This is a genomic window from Saccharibacillus qingshengii, assembly GCF_013185195.1.
GTDB lineage: Bacteria > Bacillota > Bacilli > Paenibacillales > Paenibacillaceae > Saccharibacillus > Saccharibacillus qingshengii.
The window spans coordinates 57,817-74,384 of the sequence record NZ_JAAZWC010000017.1 but is presented as its reverse complement, the minus strand read 5'-3'; the positions used below and the strand labels follow the sequence as shown (position 1 = coordinate 74,384).

The window sequence follows — 16,568 nt, the reverse complement described above, 5'->3', positions numbered from 1 at the left end:
CAGCCGAACTTCGTTTCCGAGCTTGATTTTCCGCGCGTTCCGTCAAGATACTACCTGGTTCCGCGGCGATCCATTACATTTCTCGAGGAGGTCCATCCATGGCTTTATCCGATCAATTTTCTGTCGCCCGTACGCTCGAATCGGGAGGCAAATCTTACCGTTACTACAGCTTGAAGGCACTCGAAGAACAAGGACACAACGGCATCTCCAAGCTTCCGTTCTCGATCCGCGTTCTGCTCGAAGCGGCCGTTCGCCAATTTGACGGACGCGCAATCACCGAAGAACACGTAAACCAGATCGCCCGCTGGGCCGAAGAACGCGACGCCAACAAGGAAATCCCGTTCATTCCGGCACGTATCGTCCTGCAGGACTTCACCGGCGTACCGGTTGTCGTCGATCTCGCAGCGATGCGCGATACCGTGAAACTGAGCGGCGGAGATCCGAAACAGATCAACCCGCTCGTACCCGTTGACCTCGTAATCGACCACTCGGTTATGGTTGACGCGTTCGGTACATCCGACGCACTCGACTTCAACATCAATCTCGAGTTCGAACGCAACGAAGAACGCTACCGTTTCCTGCGCTGGGCACAAACGGCATTCGATAACTTCCGCGCCGTTCCGCCGTCCACGGGGATCGTGCACCAGGTCAACCTGGAGTATCTGGCTTCCGTTGCGGCAACGAAAGTGATCGAAGGCGAAACTTACGTCTTCCCGGATTCCCTCGTCGGCACGGACTCCCATACGACCATGATCAACGGTCTGGGCGTTGTCGGTTGGGGCGTCGGCGGTATCGAAGCCGAAGCCGGCATGCTCGGCCAACCGCTGTACTTCGTTACGCCTGACGTCGTCGGCTTCAAACTGACGGGCAGCCTGTCCGAAGGCGCGACCGCGACCGACCTGGCGCTTACCGTTACCGAAATTCTGCGCAAAAAAGGCGTTGTCGGCAAATTCGTCGAGTTCTTCGGTCCCGGCCTGAGCAACATCGGTCTGGCCGACCGTGCGACGGTTGCCAACATGGCACCGGAATACGGCGCGACCGTCGGCTTCTTCCCGGTCGATGCCGAGACGCTGACGTACCTGCGCAACACCGGCCGCGAAGACGAGCAGATCGAACTGGTCGAAAACTACTACCGTGCCCAAGGCATGTTCCGTACGGACGATATGGCCGATCCGGAATTCAGCGACGTCGTCGAGCTTGACCTCGGGTCCGTTGTACCGAGCCTTGCCGGACCGAAACGTCCGCAGGACCGGATCGAGCTGACCAACATGAAGCGCAACTTCGAAGACATCGTGCGCACGCCGGTCGAAAAAGGCGGCTACGGACTCAGCGACGAGAAAATCGCCGAGAAAGTCACGGTCAACCACAAGAACGGCAAAACGAGCGAAATGGGCGCGGGTGCCGTCGTGATTGCAGCGATCACCAGCTGTACCAACACCTCGAACCCGAGCGTTATGCTGGGCGCGGGTCTGCTCGCGAAGAAAGCCGTCGAGCGCGGCCTGGTCCGTCCGGAATACGTGAAGACCAGCCTGACGCCGGGCTCCCTGATCGTAACCGACTACCTGTTCAAGGCAGGCCTGCTTGAGCCGCTTGAAAAATTGGGCTTCTACGTAGCCGGTTACGGCTGCGCGACCTGCATCGGCAACTCCGGCCCGCTGCCGGACGAAGTCGCCCAAGTCGTAGCCGATAACGATCTGACCGTTGCGGGCGTACTGTCCGGCAACCGGAACTTCGAAGGCCGCGTCCATGCGCAGGTCAAAATGAACTATCTGGCTTCTCCGCCGCTCGTCGTCGCTTACGCGCTGGCCGGCACGGTGAATATCGATATGGCGACCGAGCCGCTTGGCTACGACCAACAAGGCGAACCGGTATTCCTGCGCGATATCTGGCCGACTTCCCAAGAAATCCGCGATGCGGTCGCCATGGCGATCACGCCGGAAATGTTCCGTCTGAAGTACGCGAACGTGTTCACCGCCAACGAGCGTTGGAACGCGATCGAAGTACCGGAAGGCGAACTGTACGAGTGGGATTCCAACTCGACTTATATCCAGAACCCTCCGTTCTTCCGCTACCTGAACGACGGAATGAACGATATTGCCGACATCAAGCAGTCCCGCGTATTGGCTCTGCTGGGCGATTCGGTGACGACCGACCATATCTCTCCTGCGGGCAACATCGCGCCTAGCAGCCCGGCCGGTCTGTATCTGGCCGAACACGGCGTCGAACGCAAAGACTTCAACTCCTACGGCTCGCGCCGCGGTAACCATGAAGTCATGATGCGCGGTACGTTCGCCAACATCCGGATTCGCAACATGGTGGCTCCGGGCACCGAAGGCGGCGTAACGAAGTATCTGCCTACCGATGAAGTGATGTCGATCTACGATGCTTCGATGAAGTATCAAGACGAAGGCCAGAACCTGATCGTACTCGCCGGCAAAGAATACGGTACGGGCAGCTCCCGCGACTGGGCGGCCAAAGGCACGATGCTGCTGGGCGTCAAAGCCGTTATCGCGGAAAGCTTCGAACGGATTCACCGCAGCAACCTCGTCGGCATGGGCGTACTTCCGCTCCAGTTCGAAGAAGGCAGCACGTGGAAATCCCTCGGCCTCGACGGCCGCGAGACGTTCGATATCAGCGGCCTGAGCAACGACGTGAAACCGGGACAGAAATTGACGGTATCCGTAACGCGCGAAGACGGAACCACATTCGACTTCAACGCCATTGCCCGTCTGGACAGCATGGTCGACGTCGATTACTACTACAACGGAGGCATCCTGCAAACGGTCCTTCGCCAAATGATGAAAGTCGCAAACGGCGAAAAACCTTTGAAAATGCAGGACTAAGCTTGCCGCACTTTTAGCCGCACATCAAAAAGCTGCACCCGCCAAACGGCGGGTGCAGCTTTTTAGGTTGGATTGACAATTTCGCGTTCCTGCGTCCGCAGCATTCAGTGAGGAAGCTTGATTTCCTTTTCCATCACGTAGTCGTCCATCACGAAGCCGTTCCCGATATCGGCAACCTGTTCGCGTACGGTGCGGAACCCTTTTTTCTCGTACACGGCAATACTGTCGCGATTGTCCCGGTTGACCGTCAGCCAAATATGGCTCAGGCCTCTCTCTTCGCACAGCCGTTCCAGGAATTCGCTGGCCCGGCTGGCATAACCGCGTCCGCGATACTCCCGGGCGATATAGAATTTGCTGAGAAACAGCGATCCTTCTTCTTCCTTGACCGCCAGATATCCGACCACCGCTTCTTCATTTCGCATCAAAAAGTAGGTGTACCCCTGCCGATTTATTTGATCCGCAATCGCGGTAACGGACTGGAATTTCTCGATCATGTACTCGATTTGTTCTTTGCTGATCAGAAACAGATAGTATTCATGCCAGATCCGCGCGGCCAATACGGCTGTTTCCTCCATCTCGCGTTCCGTTTGTACCTGACTCATTATAAGTTCCATATTCGTGCCGCCTTTCCCGGATTTCCGGCTGAATGATGTGACGAATTTAGAGGTTCCCTGCCGCGGCTGCCGCTTTCTTACCGGATCATCAGACCCATCTGGCGCGCCCGCTCCATCAGCAGCGGCGCATAGCCTTCCAGCTTCTCTACAGGCAGACGCGCCAGCGGTCCGGATACGGACAGGGCCGCGGCCAGATTGCCTTTGAGATCGAAGATAGGGGCCGCTACGGACGTAGCGCCCTGCTCCCTTTCTTCGACACTAATCGCGTAACCGGCAGCACGGATCGCTTTTAACTGGTCGCGAAAAGCGGATCTTGCGACCATATCCGGCCAGATCGGATCGCTGAGGATGTATTCCTGCTCACGTTCGCTTGCGAAAGCGACCAGGATTTTGCTCGAAGCGCCGACGTACAGCGGAAGGCGCGCGCCGACAGGAGCCACACGGCGGATCGCCTGGTTGCTCTGCACAGCCTGAATACGCAGCCGTTCCCGGCCGTCTCTCACGTAGAGACTGACGGTCTCTTCCAATTCGTCCCGCAGCTTCTCCATGGCGGGAAGAAGCAGAAGCGCGGGATCGTCGGTGTTCGACAGATGCGCGGACAGTTCCCAGATTTTGATGCCCAGCCGATACTTCTCGGTAGAAGCGTCACGGCTGACAAATCCTTTTTCCTCGAGTGTCGTCATCAGCCGGTGAACGGTGCTTTTGTGCAGCCCCACTTCGCCGGCAATCTCCGTAAGGCTCAAGGCACCGCTCCGGGTAAAACACATCAATATATCAAGCGCGCGTTCGACCGCACGAACCGTTAATTTGCCGTCTTCCATACAGGTCTACCTTCTCTCCGGATTCCCAGCGGGAATTTTGAGTTTCAAGCGGGCGCCGATCGTTTCATAAGTAAAGGTACCTTTTCCGGCCCGTTTGTTTCTTCTAAATATAGCACATTTCGTTTCATTTGATGAAACCCTTTTATTTTTTATGAAACTCGCACCGACGAAATAAAGGGGTTACATCGTCTGCCGCGGCGGCCGATAAAAGGAGTAGGTTTGACTTCGATAGGATCGGCGCATACGATAAATACAACGAAGTTTTTTCATTTTTCAACAAGTTTCGAGTCGGTCAGAGTGACGGTGCAGCGTTCTTCGCCGCATCCATCAGATCTGCCGATCCAAATTCAGACTAAGGAGAGACCGCGATGAATCCCGTTTCCGGAAGCCTAGCTCCGTCCCAGAGGCAGTCCGCCCCGCAGACGGAAGATCCTGTCAAGGAAACCCACTCGGGCCGTCGCCGGTTGCGTAATATAGCAGTGGCTCTGTTCTTATCGATCCTTTTCTTTCTGATCTTTTGCTTCGTCGCTCTGCATGCCTACATCGCCTGGGTCCTGTCCAACCCCACCGTCGCTCCCTTATATTCCAACCCCAAGCAGGCGGTCGGGATGGAGTATGAAGATATCACGTTCCCTGCAATCGACGGAAGCCGGACCATGCAAGGTTGGTACATCCCGGCCGAAAATACGGATTCGAAGAAAACGATCGTGCTCAGCCACGGCTATGGAGCCAACCGCGAAGAGACCTGGATTCCGATGTACGACCTGGCGCATTATGCGCACCGTTTGAACTTCAATGTCATCATGTTCGATTACGGCTTCGCTTCGCAGGGCAGCAAGGAAGTCGCAACCGGCGGCAAAAAAGAAACCCAGCAGCTGCTCGGAGCCGTCGAATATGCCAAGCAAAAAGGAGCCGAGCAGGTTGTGGTCTGGGGCTTCTCGATGGGCGGCGGCACCGCGCTGCAGGCCGCTCTGATCAGCGACGATATCGATGCCATGATCCTGGACAGCGCCTTCCTGCTGCAGCCGGATACGCTGTACCACAACATTCGGCAAAATATCGCTCTGCCGCGCCATCCGTCGCTTGAGATTCTGCAGTTCCTGTTCCCGATCCTGAACGGCACGAGTCTGCATCAGATTCCGTACCAGAAAGTCGAACAGGAAGATTACCCGATTCCGATTTTCTTTATTCACGGAACGGAAGATACCAAAGCCCCTTACGAGATCGCCGAGCAGCTGGCCGCGAACCAGACCAATCCGAACTCCAGATCCTGGATTGTCAAAGACTCGCACCACGAGCTGATCTTCCGCGAGCATCCGCGCGAATACCTGCGCCGCGTCTCCAATTTCCTTGGCGATATTCGCCTGGCGCAGCAGGACGAGATCGAGAACGGCGAAGTCGGAGAAATCAAGCTTCCTTAAGCCCGGAACCGATACGCCTGCACCGCACCGCTCCGAATTCCTTGTACTCGGCAGCAAAAGCCGCTTCGAACCCGCCTGCGCGGCGTTCGAAGCGGCTTTTTGTTGCTTCCGTGAGGTCTAAGCGAATAAGGCTTCCCTCCGTTAATCTTTATCGTACCGCGCTTTGAGCTGCTGCGACAGGAGGTCCAGTTCGTCCATCGGCAGTTCGGGTGCCTGTTCCAGCACAGCGGCTCCCGCATGATCGATCATCCACTCTTCCAGCGAAGAAATGTAGGCTTCGGCGGAAGGGACGCCGGCCAGCTCGTCCAGACTTCCCATCGTCCCTTCCCGGACTTCGGGATAAGCGTCCCCCGGCTTCAGCACGCCGGAAGCTTCGTCGTAGAATTCGCGGGCCAGACGCCGCCGCTCCTCGCCGCTGCCGTCCACAATGACAAATGCGGTCAGGATATACGCTTTGGTCTGCCTGCGCTGGGCAATGCCGCAGAACTTGCGCCCGTTCACGCTGACATCGTAATCGCCCGGACAAAAAGCCCCGGAGATCTCGCCGGCTCTCGAATCGCTCGTCCAAGGCGAAGCCGCTCCGGCGATCAGCGAAACCATCCGTTCGAAATCGCCGTGCAGTTCAAGCTTGCGCTCCGGATTTGGCAGAATCACCGACACATTGACCACGCCTTCGTCGAGCGGAACCGCCGCTCCGCCCGATACCCGGACAGCTACCGAACAGCCTTCGCGCCGAAGTTTGTCCATCGCCTGGGGCGCCCGGGGCAGTCTGCGATCCCGCATGCCGATCGTCAGCGCATACGGATGGCGCCAGATATGCATGATCGGCGCCTCGCCTTCTCCGACGCGCCGGCACATCATTTCTTCCCAGGCGATCGGGAACAGAATGTCCTCCGGCATGCTCTCAAGCGGCGGAGCCCAGATTCGGATGCCGGAAGGCCAGAGGCCGCTCGCTTCCTCTTCGGCTGTAGTCCGATCCTGTGTTCCCGGTCCTTCGGCATTTGCTTGCGCGCCCTCCGCTTTGCGATACTCCGGCTGCTCCACACTCATGGCTGACCGCTCCTTTTCTACTTGTTGGATTTCTTGCAATCCTTCTGAACGCCGGCTGTTGATGCCTATGATGTACCGGCATCCGGTTCTTCTGCGGTTCGGCGATAGTCCTCGCTTAGGATTCCTTTGTACATCAGCGACAAGACCTGCTCTCTTGCGGCGTGGGCATCCGGCATACCGCTCCAGATCCCCGGTCGGCTCATATACTCTTTGACAGCCATCATAAACATGAACATCACATGCGGAGAGACGTCTTTGCGCAGCATGCCGGATTGCTGGCTTCGAAAAATAATTTCTTCGATTCGCCCCACCATGTTTCCTTTCTCGAATTCCATCAGGTCTGCGGCAATATCCGGGTAACCGTCGAGCAGCTCTTTGACGAAAAGCTCCGAGATCGACGCGTATTCTGCCGCATTGCGCAATCGAAGCAGGGCATTGAACGGATCGGACTCTTCCGCAAGCACGCGGTCGGTATCTTTTTCCGCTTTTTGCATCATGGTTTCGATCACTGCGCGCAGCAGTCCTTCTTTATTTTGAAAATAGTTATACAAAGTCATTTTGGATACCGAGGCCGCTTCGGCGATCCGTTCCATACCGGTCTCGGCAATGCCCTGCTTGAAAAACAGCGCCGAAGCGGCCTCGATGACTCGTTCGCGTTTGCCGCTCACTCCGCTTCTCACACTCCTTTTATAAATCCTGACGGCTCAATCCCCAAGCTGCGACGATTAGACCCGCCACGTACAAACCAACCGTAATGAATACGCCGGTCGCTGTCAAGGAAGCCTGCTGCACAATATCGCTTGGAGGAAACAGTTGGAACAGACTGGCTTTCGCCAATTCTGCCGCAGCGCCTTGAGCTGTTGACAGCAAGCCCATAAAAAACATAACCAGAACAAGTCCGATTCCGATTGAAGTCGCCGTCCGTTCGGAAGTCACCCAGAAGGTTAACAGATACCCAATCCCCAGAAAAGCAAGCGCGATGCAGTATCCGGCGGCCGCCAGCAGAAGCAGTAATCCGACATCCGAGACGCTGCTGAACCATAGGCCCGCGACCCAGTTCACTACAAAAGTAAGCCCAGCTATAATCGTCACGAGTATCAGATGCGCAGCAGCTTTGGAGAAAAAGACTTCTTGACGGGTGTAAGGCAGAGAAAAGAGATACTCCGCCGTCCCTTTGTCCCGCTCTCTCGAGATGCAGGAACCCGCCCAGATTGCCGAAAAAGCGCCGAGAAGCAGTACGAATAACGTATGCGGCTGCGCGGCGATCCATCCTTCGTAGGAGGTCATCATTTCCGCATTGATCCCGAACGATTCCAGAATGCCCGCTTTGCTCTGCAGCAGCTCCATCATGCCTACATTTCCGGTAAACGAGTCCGCCATCGCGCCAAGCGCGAATTGATAGACGAGCAGCACCAGGGTGCCGACCACAAAAGAGATACGAAGCGACTTCAGCTCCATAGCAATCAAATTGATTCTCATCCTTGTTCGGCCTCCCCTTCGTAATCCCGCATAAACTGCTGCTCCAGCGTTGGCCGTTCCACCTTTAGGTCGGCAATCTCCCGAAGCGATAACCGCTCCAGTACCGGACCCACCGATCCTTCTACCGCAAACAGATGAACTCCATTTTCCACTTTGGCTTCCGGATCGAACTCCCGCAGTTTCAGTACATCCGTCAAGTCGCCTTCTTCACGGAAACGAACCCGGAAGTGATGCCGCCGGCCTTCCGCCAGCGAATGGACATCGTCTACCCGAAGAAGCTTCCCTTCGCGAATCATGGCAACCCGGTCGCACAGACGCTCCACTTCGCTCAGCACATGGGTGGAGAAGAAGATGGTCATTCCCTCAGCCCGCTGCTCCAGCAGCATTTCCACCAGTTTGCGCTGAATCAGCGGGTCCAGTCCGGATGTGGGTTCGTCCAGAATGAGCAGTTCCGGCTTATGCAGCAAACTCTGAATCAGGCCGAGCTTCTTGCGATTGCCGAGCGAATACGATTTTACTTTTTTGTCCAGATCGAGGTCCAGCATTACCGCCTGTTCGCGATAGGACGTCTCGGACAGCTTCAAGCCGTAGGCCCGCGCCGTAAAAGCCAGGCTCTCCCGTCCGCTCCAACGGTCATAGAGCCGAATCTCCGACGGCAGATAGCCGATACGCCGGCGCAGATCGGCGGAAGGGCGTCCGGCATCCTGCCCAAACAGTCGAATCTGACCGGCCGTAGGCTTGGCCAGCTGCATGATCATTCGGATCGTCGTGGACTTTCCTGCCCCGTTCGGTCCAATAAACCCGTAGATCTCTCCCGGTTGAACCTTCAGATTCAAATCCGACACGGCTTGTTTGGACTTGTATACCTTAGTTAAAGACGTTGTTTCGATAACAGCCATACGTTCACCTCTTTTATACTTTATGTGTTGTATAAGTATAAAATAGAGTATTGAACGTATTTTGTTAAGCTCCTTTATACCCATTATGCAAAAAGAATAAAAAAACCGGTACGGCGAAATATTCGCCGTAACGGTCTTCAGGGTTGATTTTTCGAGCGCAGGCTCTATTCGATGCTTCTCAGGCTTTTGGCCATTTCGGTCAACAGCGGCAGCGCTTTGGCTGTGTCGAGATAGGTGAACGAGACCACGTACGTTTCGCCGCCATGTTCCACCTGGAAAAAGTCCGCGATGCGTCCGTCGTTGATCGATCCTTTGTACTCTTTATAGCCCATCAATTCTTCGGTACGGTCGCGCATCAGTGAAGCATCGATCAGCGAATTTTGCGTGACGGTCATAAAGATCTGCTTATCCTGGAATCCCCAGGCCGTATCGTTGCCCATCTTGAACGCGGTCGCCCCTTCGGGCAGATAAACGCCTAGAGGAAACTTCGGATGACGCTCGAAAGTCCCCGGCGCCGTCTGTCCGTCCCAGGCGACCTGTACCTTCTCGCTTGGATCATAAGCTTTGAGATCGAACAGAGGCTGCGTGCCTTCCAGCGGCTCCGATTCCTGATGGCCGACCCAAGCCGGCTTGCCGCATGCCGTCAGCACGATCAGCAGAATCAGTGCGAAGCCGATTGCCGTTTTTCTCATTTCCCTCTACTCCTTCCGTCGCTTGCCGGGAACATCCATCCCTTTTCCCAAGCTGAAAAAAGAACCCGCCGGCCTCGGGGATCTCTTCAAATGAACACCCGGTCTGCAGGAATCCGGCATTTGAAGAAACGGCCCAGGGCCGGACAGGTTCGTCTTGCTTGCGCACATCCGGGAAAGGTTCATTCGCCGAATGCGAATGGCCTACCGTCAGGCTTCAGTTCTTGATCAGCGTCAGACATTCGGCACGCTGCGCCGAATCGTTGCGCAGCACGCCGCGTACGGCGGTCGTTACCGTCTTGCTGCCCGGTTTCTTAACGCCGCGCGCACACATGCACAGATGTTCGCCTTCCACAACGACCATAACGCCTTTGGGCTGGAGAACTTCCACCAAAATGTCGGCGATCTGCGTGGTAATGCGTTCCTGCACCTGCAGGCGGCGCGTCACCGCTTCGGCGAGGCGGGCGAACTTGCTCAGTCCCGCAATCCGGCCGTTCGGAATATAGCCGATATGGATCTTGCCGAAGAACGGCGCCATATGGTGCTCGCACTGGCTGTAATAAACGATGTCCTTGACGATGACCAGCTCTTCGTGATGCTCATCGAACGTCACGCCCAGCGCTTCCCTCGGATCGACGTCGTAACCGGCAAAAATCTCCTCGTACATCCGTGTAACTCGCGCCGGAGTCTCCAACAGCCCTTCCCGCTGCGGATCCTCACCGATCAATTCCAGAATTTTGGCGATATGCTGCTCGATTTGTTCCCGGTTGTCGCCAACCTTCTTGTTCGTATAATCGTTCACGCCGGCCATGCTTTATTCCTCCTTACCTGATGCAGGAATCGGGTCCGATTCGTCGAATCGGACCCTCGATCCGTGCATGCGCCGGAACCGCTGTACGCGTCCCGGCCCTCGCGTTTATTTTCTCCGCTTGTTGCCGGGAGGAAACGCATTTCCTTTTGGCGGTTTACCGCCAGGCATGCCACCAGGCATTCCGCCCGGCATACTTCCGCCGTTTTTCTTCATCATCTGCTGCGCCTGCTGCATCTGCTTGCCATTCAGATTATATCCCATCTGTTTGGCCATTTTTTGCAGCATTTGCGGGTCGTTCTGCATACTGGTAAGCTGGCGGCGCAAGTAGTACACGCCGATAAAGAATCCGCCGACCAAACCGACGATCAATGTGACGATCGGTATCACGTAATTCCACCACATCGTTGATGTCACCCCACGTTTTTTTGCTGGTATATGCGTATATGGACACGCGATTTAAGTGTAGCACGAGGCGGCATTTGCCGCAATTTATTATTGCCCTGCGCGCGAAGGATCGCCCTTCGCCGGGCGCGGTCTCCGGCCTTCGCGCACTTCGCTCAGCGCAAGAGCGATTCGCTCGAGCACTTCCGCCTCCTGCTCCAGCGCCTGCGCGGACAGCAGCGCCTCTTCCGCCGCGGTGCCGCCGATCCGGCCGATCGACCACGCGGCCGTGCCGCGCATCACCGGACGCGGATCACTCTGCAGCACTTCGGCGAGCTTCGGCAGCGCCGACTCGTCCTTGAAGTTCCCCAGCGCAATCACCGCGTTGCGCTGGATCGGGCCGCGGCCGCGCCAGGCTGCGGCCGTGTCGCCGAACTGCTCCTTGAACTGCCGGTTGCTCAGATCCAGCATCGGCAGCAGCAGCGGCTTCGCCTTTTCGGGGTCCGGCTGCAGCTGCGCGTGATGCGGCCAATGCTTGCCTTTGTTCTTGGGGCAGACGATCTGGCACGTATCGCAGCCGTACAGCCGGTTGCCGATCTTCATCATGAACTCTTCGCTGAGCAGTCCCTTCGTCTGGGTCAGAAACGATACGCAGCGCTGCGCGTTCAGCTCCCCGGGACCGACAAGCGCTCCCGTGGGGCAGGCGTCGATACAGCGAGTGCAGTCGCCGCAGTCTTCCTGCACTTCTTCGTCGGGCGAGAACGGAATATTGGTAATCAGTTCTCCCAGATAGATCCACGAACCGTATTTGGGCGAAATGATCATGCAGTTCTTGCCCTGAAATCCGATGCCCGCCCGGTGCGCGACCGCCCGGTCGGACAATACGCCGGTATCGACCATACTGACTACGCTGGCCCATGGTACCTTTTCCTTGAGAAACGCCACCAGGCGATCCATCGCTTCGCGCAGCACATGATGGTAATCGCGGCCCCAGGCCGAACGCGCCATCATCCCCCGGTTAAGGCCCGGCTGAGACTTCGGCGGATTCTCGAGTTTGGACGGATAAGCGACCGCAATCGCAATCAGCGACTGCGGATCTTCGTGGCTGAGCGCCGGATAGGTCCGCTTGTCGAGATCCGGCTCCTCGAAGCCGGATTCGAATCCTTTGGCGCGATGCACTTCCAGCCTTGTTCGCAGCGACATAAACGGCTCGGCCGAAGCGAATCCGATATCGTCGATCCCGAGTGAAGGCGCCGCTTCGATAATTTCACGCCTGAGAGCTTCCCACGAAGTCGTCTGCGCGGCTCCGCTGTTCCCGGTCTGTTCAGTCATGCCGATGCCTCCTTTCCTTTTTTCGTTTATCCGCAAAAAAAGACGCTTTCTCCGGTCTGTACCCAGCCGCCGGAAGCGTTTTTCGGTTTGTTTTCACTTGATTTTCTTTGGCGAAGCTTCTTCCATTTTACCTCTTTTGGCCCGGAAAATCGAGCGAAGCAAATAAAAAGCATCCCCGCGCTCTCCAGCGCCCGCCCCGGCATCACAGCCGTGCGGACGCCCGAGGAAGCGGGCATGCTTATCAAGTTCAAGCGGGTCCTTTCCGGGGATCCGCGCATTGTCTCGTTTGTCGACGGGTCGGCCTATCCCGATGCTCCCCGCATCCGAATATGTACGGCTGTTCCCGCTTGCTTACACGGCCAGGATACTGAGTTTCTGGAAAGCGTTCAAGATCCGGTTCGCTCCATATCCCATGGCTTCGTACAGCGGAAACGCTGCCGAATTGTGTTCATCTCCCGATACGAAGATGCTGCTGACCTTGCGCTGCTGGAAGCGGCCTTCAAGCTTGGCGACCATCGCTTTGCCGATGCCCTGACGGCGGTAATCCGGATGAACGGCGATACGATAGTAACAGCCCATGTTGCTCTCGATCGTACCGATCAGTACGCCGACAATCTCATCTTCGTCTTCCGCGACCAGGATAAGTTCCGAATCCCACGACAGCTGACGGGAGAACGGACCGATCGTCTTTTCATAACATTCTTCGGATAAAGCAACCTGCAAAAGTTCCGTTACGCGGCTAGAATCACTTAACTGAAAAGAACGAACATTCATGCTTGAATCCCCTTCTTCTGTTGGAAATGACAGCATCGGCAGAAAAACGGCAGTTCGAATTTTCATCGCATAACCCGGACGCGCTGCGTATGCAGCTCACTGCCGGTTCGGCCATGAAAATGTTCGTTCTTAGCTTTTCGCAAACGCTTACTTGAATCAGGTTTTTACAGAAATAAAGACGCGAGTTTACAAAAAAGGCAGAAAAAATGCGTGGTTTCCAGCGGATTTACTTTCCTCACACGATTATTAAACCATAAGTGACACGAAAAAACATTACTTTTCTTTTGGAAGCGCTACAATTCGAGTTTTTTCGCTCCTTTGTCGACACTTTCCGTAAAACAGGACCGAAAGACTGCCGCTTCATCATAAACGAATCCCGTTTACACGGTTATGACCTTTTTAACAATTGGAATCGGCATTTTGCGTCTTGGTAAAAAGTCACGGAGAAAAAATGACCTATTGATTTAAAGAAAGTGTTCCTGTTTAATAAAGAGGTAAGGACGTTCCTATGTACACCCTGTGTCAATCTCATCATCTTAACGCGGGACACGTCGTAAAATCCCACTTAAGCAGGAGGTAATCTTATCATGGCTTTTGAACTGCCAGCATTGCCGTACTCGAATGACGCGCTTGAGCCCCATATCGACGCACAGACGATGGAAATCCACCACGATCGCCATCACAACACATACGTAACAAACCTGAACGCCGCTCTGGAGAGCGCTCCCGAGCTGCAAAGCAAGAGCCTGGAAGAGCTGATCGGCGACCTCGACAGCGTACCGGAAAGCATTCGCACAGCCGTTCGCAACAACGGCGGCGGACACCATAACCACAGCCTGTTCTGGACCGTTATCGGACCGAACGGCGGCGGAGCTCCATCCGGCGCACTGGCCGACGCGATCGACAGCGACCTCGGCGGTTTTGACAAATTCAAAGAAGACTTCGCCAAAGCGGCTACAACCCGTTTCGGCAGCGGTTGGGCATGGCTGGTTGTCGGCAAAGACGGCAAACTGGCTGTAACAAGCACTCCGAACCAGGACAGCCCGCTCTTCGAAGGTCTGACGCCGATTCTCGGCCTGGACGTTTGGGAGCATGCTTACTACCTGAAATTCCAGAACAAACGTCCCGATTACATCGCGACTTTCTGGAACGTAGTCAACTGGGACGAAGTATCCAAGCGTTTCGAAGCCGCAAAATAAGTTCGAACGCTCTGCCGATGCAGCCTCACGGCCGCATCAGCAGAACAAAAACGCCGATCCTCCGGGATCGGCGTTTTTTTGCGTCCAAATGTCGGCATCAACCTCAATCTCTGCCGAATTCTTCGAAGTACCGGTTCAGGATGTTCAAGAACAAATTCGGAAAAGCGATATCCCGCATATCGTCATGCGAAATCCAGCGCCATTCCACTTCCGTGCCGGCTTCATCGATTTCGGCTCCCGCCGCCGCTTCCGGCACGGCCACCTCGTAAGGAACACCGCTCTCGGCAGCCAGCTGCGCCAGCGTCTCCGGTTCCTCGCGGGCAATCAGCACCCGCATCGTCCAGTGAATATGACTGAACGTATGCTCCGCCGTCATGTAGGGTGACATTGGCGACCACGATAAACTAAGATCTTCCAGCATTTCTTCCAGCTGTACGACTTCAAGGCCGAGGTCCTGCGCTTCCGGCGTGCCGTCCGCCGCGATATGCGGCACTTCCCACATGCCCGCGAGCAGCCCCGTTCTCGGCCGGCGGCGGACCAGCACCCGGCCTTCGCGTTCTCCGGACCCTTCCAGCAGTACGGCAAGCCGCTGCTCGGGCCGCGGCTTCTTGGCCTTCGTCTTAACCGGAAGATCCCGCTCCATGCCTTCGATCCGTCCCCGGCAGTGTTCCATAACCGGGCAGATCAGGCAGTGTGGCGACTTCGGCGTACAGATCAGCGCCCCCAGCTCCATCAGCGCCTGATTGAAGTCCGAAGCCCGGCCTTCCGGAATCAAGCCCGGAATGATTTTCTCCATGCCGATTCGCGTCTTCGGCTTCGCAATATCGTCCTCGATCAGGAAGTAGCGCGACAGCACGCGCATAACGTTGCCGTCGACCGCCGGCTCCGGACGGTTGAACGCAATGCTTAGAATAGCGCCGGCCGTGTACGGCCCGACCCCCTTGAGCGCGAAGACATGTTCGCGTTCCGACGGCATCTGTCCGTCATGGCGTTCAACGATCTGCCGGGCGGCCGCCTGCAGGTTGCGGGCGCGCGAGTAATAGCCGAGCCCTTCCCACATCTTCACTACATCTTCTTCCGGTGCTTCCGCAAGTTCCCGGATTGTCGGGAACCGCTCGATAAACCGGTTGAAATACGGAATCACCGTATCGACCCGCGTCTGCTGAAGCATAATTTCCGATACCCAGATAAAATACGGATCCCGGTGCCGCCGCCAAGGCAGATCCCGTTTGCTCCGGTCGTACCAGACCAGCAGTTCCCGGCTGAAATACGTCTTGCTCTCTTCGCTTTCGATCGCGTCGATCCGTTCCCAGGCTGTACGGATAGGTGCGTTTTCTTTTTTTTCGCCAGTCATGATGTCGTCCTTTCCACTACGGCGAAGGCCGAAGCCATCGCCGGCTGATGCGTAATGCTCAAATGTATGACATAACCGTTCCCGCCCGGCAGCTGCAAGCGGCTCCAGGCCGCGTCCGACAAACGTACGCCAGGTTTGCCCAGAGCGTCCGGTACGATCTCGATATCCTCGAATCCAACCTTTTGTCCGATCCCGCAGCCAAGCGCTTTGACAATCGCTTCCTTGGCCGCAAAGCGCCCCGACACGAATTCCGCCCGTTTCGGTCCGCGCCGCTCCGCAATCTCCAGCTCGGCAGGGGTCAGGATCCTTTGCAAAAAGCGTGCACCCTGCGCACCGTCAAGCAGCCGCTCTACACGCGCGATTTCCAATATATCGTGGCCGATTCCATAAATCATCCGGCATTCCTCCACCTGGGGCTCTCTTTGGCCGTTCCGGTACAGGCCTCGGCTCCGCTCTATATTGTAGCAGGAGGCGCAGGGGAACTCCAGTTCCGCCCAACGTTATTCGCGTTCTTGCTCGCACTCGCTCCCGGCGGTCTGCGTGAGCGCCTTCGTTCACGGCCTTTTTCCGGGAGAAAAAAATAACGTCTGAAGGATCGTTATTTCTCTCTTCTCGGTTCAAAAAAGCGAAATAACCGCGCCCGGACACTTATTGCGCTTGTATCAAGACCGAATCCCAAGATAATCATGAAATAACGGTTCTCTTGCAGTTATTCGCTCCCAAAGTGCCGGGTTCAGAGAAATAACGTTCCTCATGCAGCTATTTCCACACGAAAAAAAGACCCGCCTCAGCGGATCTTTTCCCCGTCTATCGATGCCTGCCGCATCCGCAAGCGTCCTGCCTAAGCCGTCTCCCAGTGCCGGAACGCTCATGACTGCGGCTTCCCGGGCGGTCCCGCAGA

The 16,568-nt window shown here is 56.2% G+C and carries 15 protein-coding genes and 1 pseudogene; 3 read left to right on the top strand and 13 right to left on the bottom strand.

Annotation, left to right across the window (positions count from 1 at the left end; translation table 11 throughout):
• The first annotated feature begins 98 nt into the window (after positions 1 to 98).
• The gene (gene acnA, locus HRQ60_RS15175; RefSeq protein ID WP_172196837.1) at positions 99 to 2,843 is read left to right on the top strand and encodes an aconitate hydratase AcnA; all 2,745 of its coding nucleotides are present in this window, start codon (positions 99 to 101) and stop codon (positions 2,841 to 2,843) included.
• 104 nt (positions 2,844 to 2,947) lie between these two features.
• On the opposite strand, the gene HRQ60_RS15170 is transcribed toward acnA, so the two are convergent.
• Both HRQ60_RS15170 and HRQ60_RS15165 read right to left on the bottom strand, forming a co-directional pair.
• A complete protein-coding gene (locus HRQ60_RS15170; protein WP_172196835.1) occupies positions 2,948 to 3,457 on the bottom strand; it encodes a GNAT family N-acetyltransferase in 510 nt (169 codons plus the stop codon).
• A 77-nt stretch (positions 3,458 to 3,534) separates the two neighbouring features.
• Positions 3,535 to 4,278: an IclR family transcriptional regulator gene (locus HRQ60_RS15165; protein ID WP_172196833.1), complete on the bottom strand. Its 744-nt coding sequence runs from the start codon at positions 4,276 to 4,278 to the stop codon at positions 3,535 to 3,537.
• Positions 4,279 to 4,646: 368 nt separating this feature from the next.
• Between HRQ60_RS15165 and HRQ60_RS15160 the strand changes: the two genes are divergently transcribed.
• Positions 4,647 to 5,699: an alpha/beta hydrolase gene (locus HRQ60_RS15160; protein ID WP_172196831.1), complete on the top strand. Its 1,053-nt coding sequence runs from the start codon at positions 4,647 to 4,649 to the stop codon at positions 5,697 to 5,699.
• A gap of 141 nt (positions 5,700 to 5,840) precedes the next feature.
• On the opposite strand, the gene HRQ60_RS15155 is transcribed toward HRQ60_RS15160, so the two are convergent.
• From HRQ60_RS15155 to HRQ60_RS15115, 9 genes and pseudogenes are all read right to left on the bottom strand, one after another.
• Positions 5,841 to 6,749 carry a lipoate--protein ligase family protein gene (locus HRQ60_RS15155; protein ID WP_172196829.1) on the bottom strand — a complete coding sequence of 303 codons (909 nt, stop codon included), beginning with the start codon at positions 6,747 to 6,749 and terminating at the stop codon, positions 5,841 to 5,843.
• A gap of 65 nt (positions 6,750 to 6,814) precedes the next feature.
• Positions 6,815 to 7,417: a TetR family transcriptional regulator gene (locus tag HRQ60_RS15150; RefSeq protein WP_172196827.1), complete on the bottom strand. Its 603-nt coding sequence runs from the start codon at positions 7,415 to 7,417 to the stop codon at positions 6,815 to 6,817.
• Positions 7,418 to 7,436: 19 nt separating this feature from the next.
• On the bottom strand, positions 7,437 to 8,228 hold the full coding sequence (locus HRQ60_RS15145) for an ABC transporter permease (RefSeq protein ID WP_172196825.1): 792 nt from the start codon (positions 8,226 to 8,228) through the stop codon (positions 7,437 to 7,439).
• Positions 8,225 to 9,127 carry an ABC transporter ATP-binding protein gene (locus HRQ60_RS15140; protein WP_172196823.1) on the bottom strand — a complete coding sequence of 301 codons (903 nt, stop codon included), beginning with the start codon at positions 9,125 to 9,127 and terminating at the stop codon, positions 8,225 to 8,227. Before HRQ60_RS15140 ends, HRQ60_RS15145 begins: the two co-directional genes overlap by 4 nt.
• Before the next feature lie 164 nt (positions 9,128 to 9,291).
• Positions 9,292 to 9,819 (bottom strand): hypothetical protein, encoded by a 528-nt coding sequence (locus tag HRQ60_RS15135; RefSeq protein ID WP_172196821.1) that lies wholly within the window; start codon positions 9,817 to 9,819, stop codon positions 9,292 to 9,294.
• Positions 9,820 to 10,033: 214 nt separating this feature from the next.
• Complete coding sequence (gene folE / locus HRQ60_RS15130; RefSeq protein WP_172196819.1) at positions 10,034 to 10,627, bottom strand: GTP cyclohydrolase I FolE; 594 nt, start codon at positions 10,625 to 10,627, stop codon at positions 10,034 to 10,036.
• A gap of 105 nt (positions 10,628 to 10,732) precedes the next feature.
• Positions 10,733 to 11,029 carry a YneF family protein gene (locus HRQ60_RS15125; protein ID WP_172196817.1) on the bottom strand — a complete coding sequence of 99 codons (297 nt, stop codon included), beginning with the start codon at positions 11,027 to 11,029 and terminating at the stop codon, positions 10,733 to 10,735.
• Positions 11,030 to 11,125: 96 nt separating this feature from the next.
• Positions 11,126 to 12,340, bottom strand: a pseudogene (queG, locus tag HRQ60_RS15120) (tRNA epoxyqueuosine(34) reductase QueG); the annotation flags it as partial.
• 351 nt (positions 12,341 to 12,691) lie between these two features.
• On the bottom strand, positions 12,692 to 13,114 hold the full coding sequence (locus tag HRQ60_RS15115; RefSeq protein WP_172196815.1) for a GNAT family N-acetyltransferase: 423 nt from the start codon (positions 13,112 to 13,114) through the stop codon (positions 12,692 to 12,694).
• 587 nt (positions 13,115 to 13,701) lie between these two features.
• Here HRQ60_RS15115 and HRQ60_RS15110 point away from each other — a divergent pair.
• Entirely contained in the window at positions 13,702 to 14,313 is a 612-nt protein-coding gene (locus HRQ60_RS15110; protein WP_216671601.1) for a superoxide dismutase, read from the top strand.
• 103 nt (positions 14,314 to 14,416) lie between these two features.
• On the opposite strand, the gene mutY is transcribed toward HRQ60_RS15110, so the two are convergent.
• Positions 14,417 to 15,667, bottom strand: a complete 1,251-nt coding sequence (mutY, locus tag HRQ60_RS15105; protein WP_172196813.1) for an A/G-specific adenine glycosylase — start codon at positions 15,665 to 15,667, stop codon at positions 14,417 to 14,419.
• Positions 15,664 to 16,062, bottom strand: coding sequence for a holo-ACP synthase (gene acpS, locus HRQ60_RS15100; RefSeq protein WP_172196811.1), 399 nt, complete (start codon positions 16,060 to 16,062; stop codon positions 15,664 to 15,666). The genes mutY and acpS overlap by 4 nt, the downstream gene beginning before the upstream one ends.
• Between the last annotated feature and the right edge of the window lie 506 nt (positions 16,063 to 16,568).

Bases quoted from the DNA above. Each gene is read 5' to 3' on its own strand.
- HRQ60_RS15110 (WP_216671601.1), top strand. From the start codon at position 13,702: ATGGCTTTTGAACTGCCAGCATTGCCGTACTCGAATGACGCGCTTGAG.
- HRQ60_RS15160 (WP_172196831.1), top strand. From the start codon at position 4,647: ATGAATCCCGTTTCCGGAAGCCTAGCTCCGTCCCAGAGGCAGTCCGCC.
- mutY (WP_172196813.1), bottom strand. From the start codon at position 15,667: ATGACTGGCGAAAAAAAAGAAAACGCACCTATCCGTACAGCCTGGGAA.
- HRQ60_RS15135 (WP_172196821.1), bottom strand. From the start codon at position 9,819: ATGAGAAAAACGGCAATCGGCTTCGCACTGATTCTGCTGATCGTGCTG.
- acpS (WP_172196811.1), bottom strand. From the start codon at position 16,062: ATGATTTATGGAATCGGCCACGATATATTGGAAATCGCGCGTGTAGAG.
- HRQ60_RS15165 (WP_172196833.1), bottom strand. From the start codon at position 4,278: ATGGAAGACGGCAAATTAACGGTTCGTGCGGTCGAACGCGCGCTTGAT.
- HRQ60_RS15140 (WP_172196823.1), bottom strand. From the start codon at position 9,127: ATGGCTGTTATCGAAACAACGTCTTTAACTAAGGTATACAAGTCCAAA.
- HRQ60_RS15170 (WP_172196835.1), bottom strand. From the start codon at position 3,457: ATGGAACTTATAATGAGTCAGGTACAAACGGAACGCGAGATGGAGGAA.
- acnA (WP_172196837.1), top strand. From the start codon at position 99: ATGGCTTTATCCGATCAATTTTCTGTCGCCCGTACGCTCGAATCGGGA.
- HRQ60_RS15125 (WP_172196817.1), bottom strand. From the start codon at position 11,029: ATGTGGTGGAATTACGTGATACCGATCGTCACATTGATCGTCGGTTTG.
- HRQ60_RS15145 (WP_172196825.1), bottom strand. From the start codon at position 8,228: ATGAGAATCAATTTGATTGCTATGGAGCTGAAGTCGCTTCGTATCTCT.
- HRQ60_RS15115 (WP_172196815.1), bottom strand. From the start codon at position 13,114: ATGAATGTTCGTTCTTTTCAGTTAAGTGATTCTAGCCGCGTAACGGAA.
- folE (WP_172196819.1), bottom strand. From the start codon at position 10,627: ATGGCCGGCGTGAACGATTATACGAACAAGAAGGTTGGCGACAACCGG.
- HRQ60_RS15155 (WP_172196829.1), bottom strand. From the start codon at position 6,749: ATGAGTGTGGAGCAGCCGGAGTATCGCAAAGCGGAGGGCGCGCAAGCA.